The sequence below is a fragment of the Vibrio sp. 10N.247.311.47 genome (assembly GCF_041467535.1).
Classification (GTDB): domain Bacteria; phylum Pseudomonadota; class Gammaproteobacteria; order Enterobacterales; family Vibrionaceae; genus Vibrio; species Vibrio crassostreae_C.
On record NZ_JBFSUR010000006.1, the window covers coordinates 35,156 to 48,829 of the forward strand.

Here is a 13,674-nt window from a genome sequence, read left to right on the forward strand (position 1 = left end):
TCAACTGAGTTAATACGTTGTATTGTTATGTTAATGACGCATAATGAGGGTTACTGGTACACGATTTTTAAGATTTTATTGGTAATCTCATGAATATTGAACACCTCAAATTGTTTGTTCGTTTAGCTTCCACACATAACATCAGCATGGCTGGGCAAGAGCTTGGTTTGTCTCCTGCTGTTGCAAGCTCGCACATTAGTAAACTGGAAGACAATTTAGGCGTTCGCTTGGTGCATAGAACCACTCGTAAGGTCTCTTTAACCGAAGAGGGGGAAGCGTTCTTGCCTCATGCTGAAGAGGTGTTATCGAGCGTCGATGCTGCCAAATCGGCGGTTGGTGTGGGCTGTGACTCTCCAACCGGAACGCTGAGAGTTACCGCATCTGCGTCTTTTGGGCGTTTGCATCTTGTCCCTGCTTTACCTGGATTCTTAGAGCGCTACCCTGGGTTAAAAGTCGATCTCAGACTATCAGATTCGATGGTGGATGTTGTTGAAGGTGGCTTTGATATCGCGATTCGCATCTCGGAGCTGAAAGACTCGACACTGATTGCCCGAAAACTTGCGACAGACAAGCGTATTGTGTGTGTATCGCCTGATTACTTAATCAAATATGGTAAGCCAGCCACACCTCGAGATCTTAATGATCATCAGTGTATTAGCTTAATTGGTTTAGAAAACTGGACGTTCAATACTGAAAGCGGGCCTAAGACGATTAAGGCATCTGGGTCGTTCAGGGCAGATAACGGAGAAGCACTGCGTGACGCAGCCTCAGGTGGTATGGGTATCACGGTGACATCGAATTGGTGTGCCTATGAACAACTGAAAAGCGGTCAGCTGGTTCAAATATTAGAAGATTACCCATTAACATCAGAGCCTGCAATTTGGGCTGTGTACCCAAGCACAAGGTTACTTGCACCAAAGGTGAGATCCTTCATTGACTACTTCTCTGAATATTATGGTAATCCGCCGTATTGGGAGAAAACATAGAGACAAACGTTATTAAAGCGCTGACATGGTGAGCGTTTTTAAATGTGTTGTTTCGTTGAGATAAAGAATAGCAACCTTTTGTGAAGTTGATAATCAACCGGATTAATAAAACACTATTTAGTTTTTGTTGAAAATAGAGGTGTGAATAAAGTCTCAGGCTGAGCGGAATAGCAGACAATAAAAAAGCTTAGCGTGGGGAGCGCTAAGCTTTGTCATTATTTATATTCAGGAGCGGATGGTTTTGCTAGAAGAACTAACCGACTTGAGAAAAGTTCACCACAGTGCTTTCAAGATTCTCTTTTAAGTAGCTAGAAACAGCATGCTGCTCTGTTTCACTTAAGTACAAGCCAAGCTTGGTTCTGCGCCATAAGATGTCTTCGTCTGTCATTGCCATCTCTTGGTTGATCAAGTAATCAATCTCAGCTTGGTAAACACCGTGTGCTTCGCTTGAGAACTGGATGCCAAGGTCCGCCTCACATGTAGCGCCTTCAAGCAGGTCCCATGTGTAAGTACCAAATTGGGTCACGTAACGAAGTAGCAGTGCTTCTGGTGCCCAAGGGTATTTAGTGTGCATCATTGCTGCAAGCTGTTCGCGGCTGCAGCTGAAGTTACCACCCGGTAGTGTGTCGTTAGCTGTCCAAGGTGCGCCCATGTGTTTCAGGTAAGGTTCTAGCTTGTTCAGTGCCGCTTCACCGAGTTTACGATAAGTGGTCAACTTGCCACCGAAGATCGAAAGCAGTGGTGCTTGATCAAGCTCTGCGTCCAATTCCAATGTGTAGTCCCGAGTGATCGCTTGTGGTGAATCTGATTCGTCGTCACAAAGTGGTCTTACGCCACTGTATGTCCAAACCACGTCTTCACGGCCAAGCTGTTTAACAAAGTGCTGGTTAACGATATCAATCAAGTAATCCACTTCAACATCATCAATTGCGACGTTACGAGGGTCGCCTTTGTATTCAAGGTCGGTAGTGCCGATGATCGAGAACTTATCTAGGTAAGGGATCATGAATACAATACGATTGTCTTTGTTTTGCAGAATATACGCTTGTGGTTCGTCGTGAATGCGTGGCACAACAATGTGCGAGCCTTTGATCAGACGAATATTACGAGGCGAAGCCTGCTCTAATCCATCATCAAAGAACTGCTTAACCCAAGGGCCAGCCGCGTTAACCAGCGCTTTCGCTTTACGTTCAAAACGTTGGTTTGTCATCACATCAAGAATCGTTACATGCCAAATGTCGCCTTCGCGGTGCGCTTTTTCAACTCGGCAGTAGTTGCGTACTTCTGCGTTGTTTTCTTTCGCCGCCAACACGTTCAGCAATACCATACGAGCATCATCAACCCAGCAATCTGAGTATTCGAAGCCTGTCTTCATTTCTGGTTTCAGTAGCCCTGATTTTGCTAGGTTGACTGTCTTACTTCCAGGAAGAGTGGTGCGCTTACCCAAGTTATCGTAAAGGAATAGGCCACAGCGAATCATCCAAGCTGGGCGTAAAAATGGTCGATGAGGTAAACGGAAACGCATTGGCTGAGCAACGTGAGGCGCTTTTCTTAACAAGACTTCACGTTCAGCGAGTGCTTCCGAAACCAAACGAAATTCGTAATGTTCAAGGTAGCGTAGGCCACCGTGGATAAGCTTTGAGCTAGCAGAAGACGTCGCAGACGCGAAATCATTTGCTTCGTATAAACCAACGTTTAGACCACGACCTGCTGCATCTGCCGCGATGCCTGCACCATTGATGCCGCCGCCAATCACGATCAAGTCTAAAGTGGAAGATGTACTGTTGTTTGAATTATTTTGTTGAGCACTCATGGTTTTGACCTCTTTCTGAGCGAACGAGCATTTTAGAACATAATTGAATCCTATATGAACTTTCGTTTGCGGTCATTTATTATTTTCGTTTATGCGCGTTTTATGTGATTTGGGCATAAAAAAACCTCTGCTTATGAAAGCAGAGGTTCAAATAAGACTAATTCGAGCATAGAAGCGACAGTGACAGCGAGCAAGTTTTACTTTATTAACTTTTCTATAAAGAATGGTGATTCATTTAAGAAAGTGGCGTCACTGAGCTTTTATGTTTAGTTATTCGCTCATAGGACGAGCGGTATCGATCACTTCTAATGGTATTGCCGAATCTTTAAGGATGTTGAGAATCTCTTCTGGTGGCTGTTTATTGGTAAAGACCATGTGCGCTTGAGAGATATTACCGAGCTTAACCATCGCGTTACGGCCAAACTTGGTGTGGTCGACGGCTAAGAAGATGCTGCGACTGTTTTCGATGATAGCTTGTTTCACACGAACTTCGTGGTAATCAAAGTCGAGCAGTGAGCCATCAAAGTCGATGCCGCTGATGCCCAAAATACCGAAATCGAGGCGGAACTGCTTCACGAAATCGAGTGTCGCTTCGCCAACTATACCGCCATCACGGTTTCTCACTTCGCCACCCGCCAAGATAACCTTGATCTCTGGGTTTGGTAGCAGGATACTGGCAACGTTGATGTTGTTAGTCACGACTCTGAGTTGTTTGTGGTTCTTGTTCAGCGCGCGCGCCACGGATTCTGGCGTAGTGCCGATATCAACGAACAAGGTTGCACCATCTGGAATGTGTTTTACCAGCTCGTCGGCAATCACATCTTTTTCATTGAAGTTAAGCGCTTTACGCGTGTTGTAAGAGGTGTTTTCTGAGCTAAGAGGAATGGTTGCACCACCGTGATAACGACGGATTTTGTTGCTATCAGCCAGCTCATTGAGGTCTCGTCTGATGGTTTGTGGGCTAACATCGAACTTCTCTACGAGCTCTTCGGTGCTCACATATCCTTGTGTTTTTACCAGGTCTACAATCTGCTGGTGTCTTGGTATCTGCTTCACTTAACTTACCACTCCCTGCACGCTATGGGCTCTAGCGCGTCACAATCGAAAATATTAACTCGCGCTATTGTGCTCGAATTGATGAGGAGAGAGAAGTAATGATAGTAAGGAATTATGTCCAAACCGCAAAAACGTTGATCAAAACATGAAAAATTGGCTCCAAACGCAAAAAAGAGCACAAAATAGTGCTCTTTTTAGTTTCGTTTACTGAGGAACGAACAATTCAATCGATAAGAGAGTGATTATTCGAACGCTCGATTTTACTCTTCGTCGTCATCGTGCAGTTCAGACCAAACTTGTGCACACTTGATAGCACGCTTCCAACCTTTGTAACGGCGGTTACGTTTCTCTTCATCGTGGTGTGGCAAGAACGTACGGTCTAGTACTGCTTTGTCTTGAAGCTCATCGATGCTGTCCCAGAAACCAACTGCTAGACCAGCAAGGTATGCTGCACCCAGAGCCGTTACTTCAGTTACTTCAGGACGGTGAACTTCTGTATCTAGTACGTCTGATTGGAATTGCATTAGGAAGTTGTTCGCTACTGCACCACCATCAACACGTAGGTTTGCTAGCTTGATGCCAGAGTCCGCTTGCATCGCATCCAATACGTCACGAGTTTGGTAAGCAATACCTTCCAGTGTTGCACGGATGATGTGGTTAGAGTTAACGCCACGTGTTAAGCCAACAATCGTACCGCGAGCGTAAGCATCCCAGTATGGTGCGCCCAGACCAGTAAAGGCTGGAACAACGTAAACACCGTTTGACGTATCTACTTTAGTTGCGAAGTACTCAGAGTCTTCTGCGCCAGCCAGTAGCTTCATTTCATCACGTAACCATTGGATAGATGCGCCACCCATGAATACCGCACCTTCAAGTGCATAAGCTGGTTCGCCTGTAGGACCACATGCTAATGTCGTTAATAGGCCGTTCTTCGATGTTACTTTCTCTTGGCCTGTGTTCATCAGTAGGAAACAGCCCGTGCCGTATGTGTTTTTCGCTTGACCAGCTTCAACACACATTTGACCGTAAAGCGCTGCTTGTTGGTCACCCGCAATACCAGCGATTGGAATACGAGTACCGCCTTTACCACCAAGGTTCGTTTGGCCGTAAACTTCAGAAGAGCGTTTCACTTCAGGCATCATTGATGCTGGAATACCCATCTCGTCTAGTAGCTTGCTGTCCCAGCATAGGTCGTTGATGTTAAACAACATAGTACGTGATGCGTTAGTGTAATCCGTAACGTGTACACGGCCTTGAGTCATCTTCCAAACCAACCAAGTATCAACCGTACCGAACAGTAGCTTACCTGCTTCAGCGTCTTCGCGAGCGCCTTCAACGTTGTCTAGAATCCATTTTACTTTGGTACCTGAGAAATACGGGTCAAGGACTAAACCTGTATTGTCACGCACGTAGTCTTCTAGGCCACGTTCTTTAAGTTCTTCACAAATTTCTGCAGTACGACGACATTGCCATACGATGGCGTTATAAACCGGCTTACCTGTCTCTTTGTTCCAAACAATGGTGGTTTCACGTTGGTTAGTGATACCAATGCCCGCTAGCTCATCGCTGCGGATGCCTGCTTTAGCCAGCGCTTCAACCAATGTAGAGCTTTGAGTCGCCCAGATTTCCATTGGATCATGCTCAACCCAGCCAGCCTTTGGATAAATTTGAGTAAATTCTCGTTGAGAAGAGCTTACGATGTTTGCATCGTGATCGAGGATTACAGCGCGAGAGCTTGTAGTGCCTTGGTCTAGGGCAACAATGTATTTTTGCTCGGTCATGGTAAGAATCCTTTTTGTTCCGTTATTTATATTTTAGTAAATGTAAGGTCGCTTGGGGTTAAGCTTGAGCTTGTTCAGCTTCTTCTTCTGTTTCACATTGGTTTGGAATTGTGCAGCCATGGCCTTCCACTGGTAGGTGAGCACCAATAACACGTGGGTACAACCAGCCACCAAAACACGCACCAGCGATAGGAGCAAGAATTGGAACGATGAAGTAAGGAATATCACGAGCACCAGTCAATGCAAAATCCCAACCTGCAAAGTAAGCGAAAAGTTTTGGTCCGAAGTCACGTGCAGGGTTCATAGCAAAGCCAGTTAGTGGACCTAAAGAACCACCGATAACCGCGATAAGAATACCGATCAGTAGAGGGTTCATTGCACCGCGAGATGCGCCGTTGTTCTCATCACCTAACGCTAAAATGGCAAACATCAACACTGCAGTAATCACGAATTCCACAGCAAAAGCGCCGAAGAAAGAAAGTGAAGCATGTGGGTAAGTCGAGAAGATACCAGCAGTTGATAGTGCGTCTTGGCTGCTACGAACGAAGTTATGTGCGATTTCGTAGTCAGTAAATAGGTTGCTGTACAGGCTGTAAACCAATGCTGCAGAGCAGAAAGCGCCAAGCAGTTGCGAAATGATGTAAGGCACCACTTTCGCTTTATCAAAGCCATGGAACATGGCCAGTGCAATCGTTACGGCTGGGTTGATGTGTGCGCCTGAAACGCCGGCAGTACAGTAAATTGCAATCGCAACACCGAAGCCCCAGATGATGCTGATTTCCCATTGTCCGAATGTCGCACCAGTTAGTACTAGTGCTGCCACACAGCCAACGCCGAAGAATATGAGTAATCCTGTGCCGATAAATTCAGCCAAGCATTGCCCAAATAAAGAAGGGTGTTTGTTTGTTGTCATGTTCGAGTCCTTTTTAGTTTTGCTTATCTAGCACGTGTATTGTGCATATATTTGCGAACTCGAAAATAAACGAACATAAAAAGTGAGCGTTTGAGCATGAAATTGTTAATTAAAGTCACTTGAAATGTTAATCCGAACACTTTTGCTCGAAAAAGATGCTCGCATGAACGTCATTGCTCGAATTGATAGGTTGCGAAGCCGCTCAAACTACCTATATGTAAATGAATGCGCAACTGGTACGAGGAGTTTATGTTTGGATTTGTGATGCTACTTCGTGAGTGGCGGATTATTAGACTTAATTAGGGAGGGCTGTGTGATGTTTTTGCTATGTAACAAGGGCGTTAACAAATGAGCTTATATGCATAAATGAATAAACTGCCAACTATGTTGTAGTTTGGCAGTTTTCATTTGGGTGTATGTTCTTGTTATACGAGACGAACTTACCGCTCTAAACCAGAGCTGCCACTTTTCCTTTCGCAACCAATTGATATCGAACCGAGTCATACGCCCAGTTGAACGCAATCGCGTAAAGTACGAAGAAAATAACTAGGCCGATGTCCATGATCAGTACGGTTAGGAAGTCGAGTTGTAGAACCCACATCAAGACAGGTAGAGTCACTGTCATTAAGCCAAGCTCAAAACCTAATCCGTGCAGGATACGTGTTTTCGTGGTTCTTTTGCTTCGGTCTGCTCCGTAAATTTTGTCGTAGCCATAGTTGTAAACGTAGTTCCAAGCCATCGCTATCAATGATATTGCGAGCGCTAAGCCTGCCATTTCACCTGCGCCGTTTCCTGTAATATAGGTTGCAAGCCCTGCCATCAAAACCAAAGCAACCAATTCAAATAGCACCATGTGCAACATGCGTTCTTTATGTGACATTTTTCTAACTCTCTTTACGATTAAATAGCCGCCGATGGGCTAATGACTTGGCTAAATAATATCTACTTAAGTGATAATATAAAGATAGTTAGCATCACATATAGTGATAGTAAGTTTTGGGAGACACCGAATGTACAACATTGAACAACTGAAAATGTTTGTGTATGCCGTTGAATTAGGGTCATTTTCTGCCAGTGCTCGTCATTTGGGGAAGGTGCAGTCGGCGGTGAGCCAAGGCATCAGTAATCTTGAAATAGATTTTAATGTTGAGCTTTTTGATCGTTCGACTCGAAAGCCTTCACTAACCAAAGCGGGCGAGCAGTTATTTAAACAGGTGAAAGCGATCGTACTTCAGGTTGAAGATCTTAATGTAACGGTTAACGCGATGGGTAGCGGTGAAGAGGGGCTCATCAAAATTGCATTAGATGATTCACTATTGGTCCCGAACCTATCTAAGATCCTTCGTGGATTCAGTAAGCAATTCCCTGCGACTGAAGTTGAACTGGTTGCGTGTACCACAACAGAGGTCAATCCGTTAATTATCGAAGAGAGGGCCGACATTGGATTAATGTTTACTAACTTGGCTTTTGATGTCGGTTCTGAGCCTTGCTTTATCGGTCACTTACCGTTTATTGCTGTGTGTCATCCAAGTCATGCGCTCGCAAAAACAGGTGTGGCGAAACTCTCTGACTTACTCCCGCATCGTCAGTTAATGTTGAGGGGAGACAAAGGTAAGGTGATGGATCAGTTTCCGCTGATTGCCGGAAAGGTATGGTGGTCAAACAGCTTTATCGTCATTAAAGAGATGATTCTTGGTAGCGATATCGGTTGGGCATACTTACCGAAACACCTTGTTGAAGAAGAGCTTATTAAACAGCGCTTGGTAGAGGTGAATGTGTCATTTGACCATAAAACTTGGTCGCCTCCGGTTGATCTTGTTCTGTCTAAAACACGCTCAAAAGGTCCTGCATTACTTTGGCTTGAACAAGCATTGAAAGGCCTATTAGACGAAACTGAATAAAGAAAAGGCTCACCGTTTAACGTGTGAGTCTTTCTGTTCAAAGTGATGCTGCTTTTTGTTAGTTCTAGTTCTAGTTCTAGGTGTAGACGTAGATGCTATACGCTAGGTTTAACCGTCTGACCGTTGTAGTACTTGTCTTTCATCTTAAGCGCCACGTTCACAAGGTAAATCAGCACAGGGACTTCAATCAGTGGACCGATAACGCCTGCAAACGCTTGGTCTGAGCTGATACCGAATACTGAGATAGCCACGGCAATCGCTAGCTCGAAGTTGTTACCTGTTGCTGTAAATGCAATTGATGCGTTCTTGTCGTACTCGATGCCCATCTTTTTACCGATGAAGAAACTGATGAAGAACATCGCAGTGAAGTAGATAGTCAGTGGAACCGCAATTAATAGAACGTCCATTGGCAGTTCAACAATCATTTCACCTTTCAGGCTGAACATCAGAACGATGGTTGCCAGTAGTGCAATCAGTGTGATTGGAGAGATGCGTGGAATAAATACGTCGTTGTACCACTGCTCGCCTTTCACCGACACAAGGATCTTACGGCTTAGGAAGCCCGCTAGGAATGGGATACCTAGGTAGATAAGTACACTGTGTGCAATGTCGATCATCGAGATATCAACCAACATGCCTTCGTAACCAAATACTGGTGGAAGAACGCTGATGAACAACCACGCCATAAAGCTGTAGCTCACCACTTGGAATGCACTGTTTAGAGCAACCAATGCCGCGCCGTACTCTTTGTTACCGCCGCCGATGTCGTTCCAAACCAGAACCATCGCCACACAACGAGCAAGACCAATCAGAATCACCCCAACCATGTAACCTGGGTGGTCTCCCAAGAAAGTTAGTGCCAATACAAACATCAGAATTGGACCAACGATCCAGTTCATGATCAAAGAGAGCTTAATGGCTTTCTTATCTTTTACCACAGTGCCTAGCAGGTTGTAGTTAACCTTAGCCAGAGGTGGGTACATCATTAAGATAAGGCCAATCGCAAGCGGAATGTTAGTGGTGCCAACAGACATTGAATCGTTCCACTGTTCGATCTGTGGGAATAGGGTGCCGAGTAGTACACCAAGGCCCATGGCAATAAAAATCCACAGTGTTAAGTAGCGATCTAGAAAACCTAACTTTGGTTTCATGATAATCTCTCTTAGTTGATATCGTAAATCGTCGAAAAACGATTGGTTGTGGCAAAAAAACACGCTTAAAAGTAAAGGCTATCAAAGCCGATCATTCAAGCGTGAACTTCTATTTTAAAATGCTGTTAAATATCGATTCGAAGCGTTGAATATTGTCGCGGTCGATGCGGTAACACATCTTCGGCGGAATCGACTCAGCCGTAATAAAACCTGAGGCTTTCAATATTCTTAAGTGCTCTGATACCGTTGATTGAGCTAAACCCAATTCACTCACCAGATCACTGTTCAAGCAGCCGCCCGATTTTTCTAACGTGGAAAGGATACTCAATATACGTATTCTTGCTGGGTGAGCGAGTGCTTTCGCCAGTGCGGCCATTTGCTTTTCTGCTTTAGCATCACCGTGTTCGATGGGCAGAGAACAGCCACCAGATGTCGAGCAAGTTGAGTTCATATTGACGTCTCACTTTCATTAATCGTTAAAAGACGATTAATGATAAGCCTATTTTAAATAGGGGTCAATGCTCACTGTCTATTTGAACGAACTTTAAGGTGGCGATTCAGGGACTATGGTTTGACTCAGCTACGCAAAATGGCGTGAACATCGATTAAACGCCATTTTGCTCGGTTATCCGCTAGTTAAGAACGGTATAGCCTCGGTTGATCATACAGTTACGATTCACTTGAAACTTCTGCTGCTCAGATAGCTCGGCGGATTGTCTTTTTTGAGCACCGTGCTTTAAAGCGCCGCTGATAATACCGATGCCAGCACCAATTTTTGCACCATCATGACCACTCCCGCCAGAGACGGCTCCACCAACCGCACCCAGCGCTGCACCCTTAGCGGTTGAACCGACAATATCGCTGCCAAGAGAATCGACCTCTTCAGGCTTCACTTGTTGAGCGTATTGCTCACATTCATACAGATCGGCGTGATACTGTGTTTCATCAACACCTTTAGTATCGACAATGATTTGATTAGCAAATACTGAACTTGATGCTACAAGCAATATCGCTGCGATTGGAGAGAATGGAAATTTCACAATATAGACCTCTAGAGTATTCATTGCATTGTTAAAGTGACGTGTAGTTCTCGATGAAATCAAGGCGACGATCGGTGTACTCACCAGAATCCAACATCTTAGATAACCCGCGAAGCGTGTTGTAAGGCTGAGAAACGGCCACCATGTTAATGAGCCAATACGGAATATCGCCACCTGGATCACTCAATACTCGATAAGAGATATGGGTGGTGTTTTCGTCGATTGGTGTCAGGATCCAACTCGCCTCTAATTCAGCCACTCTGATGATTTTTTTATTATTGTTTGGCAGGTAATCAGGCCTACCATGCTGATCAATGGTGACAACCATCGTCTCTGGATCTTGAGTGATGACGTTCTCTACGATAGCTTCACGATCGGCAACTGGCCAAGGTGCCTTGGTATAGGTTTTGGTGATCGTGTGCGCCGCACTAAAATGCTCTATTTCTTCCATGTCATCGATGTTTTCTACCCATTGCGTGCCAACAGAGGTATCGATAAAGAGTGCGATAATAGAAGTGAGGGACGCGTTGATGTCGCCTTCTGCTCGAAATTCTTTAAAGTGACTGCCTTCAATTTTACGGTTATAAACCTCGATGCCTTTTTTATCGCGTGCCAGTGACCAGCCATCGGTGTCTGATGCAAACACCGAAACTGAACAAGCAAGAAGAAGCAAAGTAATAATCTTATTCATCATGTTAATGAGCGCCCTTTCCAGCTGATTTTATTGGTTTTAGATAAGCGGTAACTGTTCAGCACGAGTAGGCTTTGAACACAAATACCGAAGGGTACGGTTAACGCAAATTTTGCGGGAACAAACAGTTCCTTAACCAAAATGAAGTAGGTGACGATCGACACCAAGAGCATCACAGAGCTGACAATGAGCGAATAAGCATGAATGGCAGACATGTCACTGATGAAGGCGTTCGCCGATACCAGCATCAAAAGCGGTCCCGCCCATGCGATGATGTTGGCTTTGATGAAGACTTTTAAAGCTTGTGCTTGCGATTGACAATTCACAATAAGATTCATGTTTTTGGAAAAGCCAGCCCAGATTGAGTTGAAGTCTGAATACATGTGCGTACTCATTAGTTTGTCTGCAAATGCCCAGAAAATCTTAAATCCATTGACCTTCATGACTTTTGCAAAGGCGATGTCTTCCGATATCGCGTTTGCTACTGCGGCGTGTCCACCGACTGCGTCGTAGGATTTTCGGGTAAACAACATCGCCTGACCGTTAGCAATCGCTTCTTCCTTAGTCATGTCGTTCGAGTTTTTAAAGTTCATATAAGATGCGATCGATAGAAAGATGCCCGGCAAGGTCGCTTTTTCTGCCACAGACGCAAAAGTTTGTTTTGGATTAAACGATAAGAGATCAGTTTTTTGTTGGATAGCAAAGTCGATAACGCTCTGTAGCATCGCGGGTGCTGAATCGGTATCTGCATCAATGAAATACACATATTCACCGCTAGCGTTGAGTGCGCCAGCCATACATGCATTGCTCTTACCAAGCCATCCGGTCGGTAACGTTCTACCTGAAATACAGCGCGCGTTAACGTCGAACTTACTGATCAATGCTTCTACTTTTGCACGGGTTGAGTCAGTAGAAAAGTCATCAACAACAATGACTTCAAACTTGTCTTTTGGGTAGCTCTGCTTCAATAGAGAGCCAAGGCTGATTTCAATATTGTCTTCTTCATTTCGCGCAGGAATAATGACGGAAACAGTCGGCCACTCAGTTCTTTTGAACGATATTTTAGGTTCAATGTGAATACGATGGCGCTCTAAGTTCGCAAGTGTGATTAGAAACTTGACGGTAACGATGCAAAGCAAGGTCGTAATAATAGCTAAAATCATAATGACTGTGGTCGGAATAAAGTGATGGAGAGACAGGAAAGAATATAGTGGAGTGTGACCTAACGCACATCTTGTATGTAGGACTTAACCCTTCAAACTGGAATGCGCTTCTGTTAGCGTTTGCCTTGGAAAGATGTGAAACAGTGACTGACAGGCGGTAAAATAAGCATTGTATTCACCAGCGACTCTAGCGATATAATCGAACCCAGAACCGTTACTCAAGATAACGAATGATCATAATCCAATAATAGGTACGCCCGACATGCCCCAACAAAACATCAAATTTATCGCGACTGATATGGATGGCACCTTACTCGATGAGCATGGAAAGCTCGACCCTGAGTTTTTCAATCTTTATGAGCGCTTAGAAGCGCAAGATATTATTTTTGCTGCCGCGTCTGGCCGCCAGTATTACAGCTTGCTAGAAACATTTTCCCCGCTTAAAGATCGCATGATGTTTATTGCTGAAAACGGCACATTAGTGATGCACAAAGGCCAAGAACTTTACAGCTGCTTGCTTGATACCGATGCCATTAAAGAGATCATTAAAGAAGCTCGAGCTATTGAAGGCGCGCATGTGGTGCTATGCGGTAAGAAATCGGCATACATCGAAACCAAAGATGAGCGTGCTCTGGCGGAGATCTCTAAGTACTACCATCGCCGTGAGCAAGTAGAAGACTTACTGGCGGTAGAAGACGATTTCATCAAGGTGGCTATCTGTCACTTCGACGGTTCACAAGAGAAAGTGAACCCAACTATTGATGCCAAATTCGGTGAGAACTACCAAGTGGTTGTAAGCGCAAAAATTTGGTTAGATGTGATGAACGCTGAAGCGTCAAAAGGTGCGGCGATTAAACATCTACAGAACACATTAGGTTTCACTTACGAGCAGACCATGAGCTTTGGTGATTACCTAAATGACTTGGAAATGCTTAAAGAGAGCTACCACTCTTACGCGATGGAAAACGCGCATCCAAAGTTAAAAGAGATCGCGCGTTTTGGCGCGCCAAGTAACGTTGACGCGGGTGTGTTCCAAGTACTTGAGAAGTTGCTAGCGTAACGCTCTTAAGCTAGATTCGATTTTTATCAAAGCCAACTCGTGAAAATGAGTTGGCTTTTTTGTTGGCTGCTGTTGTATTGAGTTAAATTTGAACGAGTGTTCAGCTTGTTGTAGTCTAA

Annotated in this window: 13 protein-coding genes; 3 read left to right on the forward strand and 10 right to left on the reverse strand. The window is 44.7% G+C overall.

All coding sequences use genetic code 11. The features are described from left to right. Window positions 1-89: 89 nt before the first annotated feature. A complete protein-coding gene (locus AB6E51_RS05975) occupies window positions 90-986 on the forward strand; it encodes a LysR family transcriptional regulator (protein ID WP_372057861.1) in 897 nt (298 codons plus the stop codon). A 253-nt stretch (window positions 987-1,239) separates the two neighbouring features. Here AB6E51_RS05975 and glpD read toward each other — a convergent pair whose 3' ends face one another. From glpD to AB6E51_RS06000, 5 genes are all read right to left on the reverse strand, one after another. Then, the gene (glpD, locus tag AB6E51_RS05980; RefSeq protein WP_372057859.1) at window positions 1,240-2,799 is read right to left on the reverse strand and encodes a glycerol-3-phosphate dehydrogenase; all 1,560 of its coding nucleotides are present in this window, start codon (window positions 2,797-2,799) and stop codon (window positions 1,240-1,242) included. A 270-nt stretch (window positions 2,800-3,069) separates the two neighbouring features. After that, the gene (locus tag AB6E51_RS05985) at window positions 3,070-3,855 is read right to left on the reverse strand and encodes a DeoR/GlpR family transcriptional regulator (RefSeq protein ID WP_017096306.1); all 786 of its coding nucleotides are present in this window, start codon (window positions 3,853-3,855) and stop codon (window positions 3,070-3,072) included. A 260-nt stretch (window positions 3,856-4,115) separates the two neighbouring features. Further along, window positions 4,116-5,636 (reverse strand): glycerol kinase GlpK, encoded by a 1,521-nt coding sequence (gene glpK / locus AB6E51_RS05990; RefSeq protein ID WP_008215951.1) that lies wholly within the window; start codon window positions 5,634-5,636, stop codon window positions 4,116-4,118. Window positions 5,637-5,694: 58 nt separating this feature from the next. After that, window positions 5,695-6,549 (reverse strand): MIP/aquaporin family protein, encoded by an 855-nt coding sequence (locus tag AB6E51_RS05995; RefSeq protein ID WP_017069711.1) that lies wholly within the window; start codon window positions 6,547-6,549, stop codon window positions 5,695-5,697. A gap of 448 nt (window positions 6,550-6,997) precedes the next feature. Further along, window positions 6,998-7,429 (reverse strand): PACE efflux transporter, encoded by a 432-nt coding sequence (locus AB6E51_RS06000; RefSeq protein ID WP_017066100.1) that lies wholly within the window; start codon window positions 7,427-7,429, stop codon window positions 6,998-7,000. A gap of 130 nt (window positions 7,430-7,559) precedes the next feature. Here AB6E51_RS06000 and AB6E51_RS06005 point away from each other — a divergent pair, with 130 nt between their 5' ends. Next, the gene (locus AB6E51_RS06005; RefSeq protein WP_372057857.1) at window positions 7,560-8,450 is read left to right on the forward strand and encodes a LysR family transcriptional regulator; all 891 of its coding nucleotides are present in this window, start codon (window positions 7,560-7,562) and stop codon (window positions 8,448-8,450) included. Between the two features lie 95 nt (window positions 8,451-8,545). On the opposite strand, the gene arsB is transcribed toward AB6E51_RS06005, so the two are convergent. The 5 genes from arsB to AB6E51_RS06030 form a co-directional block, all read right to left on the reverse strand. Then, the gene (gene arsB / locus AB6E51_RS06010; RefSeq protein ID WP_372057856.1) at window positions 8,546-9,601 is read right to left on the reverse strand and encodes an ACR3 family arsenite efflux transporter; all 1,056 of its coding nucleotides are present in this window, start codon (window positions 9,599-9,601) and stop codon (window positions 8,546-8,548) included. A gap of 109 nt (window positions 9,602-9,710) precedes the next feature. Continuing rightward, window positions 9,711-10,052, reverse strand: a complete 342-nt coding sequence (locus tag AB6E51_RS06015; protein WP_017064015.1) for a helix-turn-helix transcriptional regulator — start codon at window positions 10,050-10,052, stop codon at window positions 9,711-9,713. 181 nt (window positions 10,053-10,233) lie between these two features. Continuing rightward, window positions 10,234-10,641 (reverse strand): glycine zipper family protein, encoded by a 408-nt coding sequence (locus AB6E51_RS06020; protein WP_029235181.1) that lies wholly within the window; start codon window positions 10,639-10,641, stop codon window positions 10,234-10,236. Between the two features lie 31 nt (window positions 10,642-10,672). Beyond that, window positions 10,673-11,335 (reverse strand): START domain-containing protein, encoded by a 663-nt coding sequence (locus AB6E51_RS06025; RefSeq protein ID WP_065583761.1) that lies wholly within the window; start codon window positions 11,333-11,335, stop codon window positions 10,673-10,675. Further along, window positions 11,332-12,495 (reverse strand): glycosyltransferase family 2 protein, encoded by a 1,164-nt coding sequence (locus AB6E51_RS06030; protein WP_017064013.1) that lies wholly within the window; start codon window positions 12,493-12,495, stop codon window positions 11,332-11,334. The genes AB6E51_RS06025 and AB6E51_RS06030 overlap by 4 nt, the downstream gene beginning before the upstream one ends. Window positions 12,496-12,757: 262 nt before the next feature. On the opposite strand from AB6E51_RS06030, the gene AB6E51_RS06035 reads away from it, so the two are divergent. Next, entirely contained in the window at window positions 12,758-13,555 is a 798-nt protein-coding gene (locus AB6E51_RS06035) for a Cof-type HAD-IIB family hydrolase (RefSeq protein WP_017069716.1), read from the forward strand. Window positions 13,556-13,674 lie beyond the last annotated feature (119 nt).

What these genes read in the sequence shown, in the direction of transcription:
- AB6E51_RS05975 (WP_372057861.1), top strand. Translation starts at nt 90, where the DNA reads ATGAATATTGAACACCTCAAATTGTTTGTTCGTTTAGCTTCCACACAT.
- glpD (WP_372057859.1), bottom strand. Translation starts at nt 2,799, where the DNA reads ATGAGTGCTCAACAAAATAATTCAAACAACAGTACATCTTCCACTTTA.
- glpK (WP_008215951.1), bottom strand. Translation starts at nt 5,636, where the DNA reads ATGACCGAGCAAAAATACATTGTTGCCCTAGACCAAGGCACTACAAGC.
- AB6E51_RS05995 (WP_017069711.1), bottom strand. Translation starts at nt 6,549, where the DNA reads ATGACAACAAACAAACACCCTTCTTTATTTGGGCAATGCTTGGCTGAA.
- AB6E51_RS06000 (WP_017066100.1), bottom strand. Translation starts at nt 7,429, where the DNA reads ATGTCACATAAAGAACGCATGTTGCACATGGTGCTATTTGAATTGGTT.
- AB6E51_RS06005 (WP_372057857.1), top strand. Translation starts at nt 7,560, where the DNA reads ATGTACAACATTGAACAACTGAAAATGTTTGTGTATGCCGTTGAATTA.
- arsB (WP_372057856.1), bottom strand. Translation starts at nt 9,601, where the DNA reads ATGAAACCAAAGTTAGGTTTTCTAGATCGCTACTTAACACTGTGGATT.
- AB6E51_RS06015 (WP_017064015.1), bottom strand. Translation starts at nt 10,052, where the DNA reads ATGAACTCAACTTGCTCGACATCTGGTGGCTGTTCTCTGCCCATCGAA.
- AB6E51_RS06025 (WP_065583761.1), bottom strand. Translation starts at nt 11,335, where the DNA reads ATGATGAATAAGATTATTACTTTGCTTCTTCTTGCTTGTTCAGTTTCG.
- AB6E51_RS06030 (WP_017064013.1), bottom strand. Translation starts at nt 12,495, where the DNA reads ATGATTTTAGCTATTATTACGACCTTGCTTTGCATCGTTACCGTCAAG.
- AB6E51_RS06035 (WP_017069716.1), top strand. Translation starts at nt 12,758, where the DNA reads ATGCCCCAACAAAACATCAAATTTATCGCGACTGATATGGATGGCACC.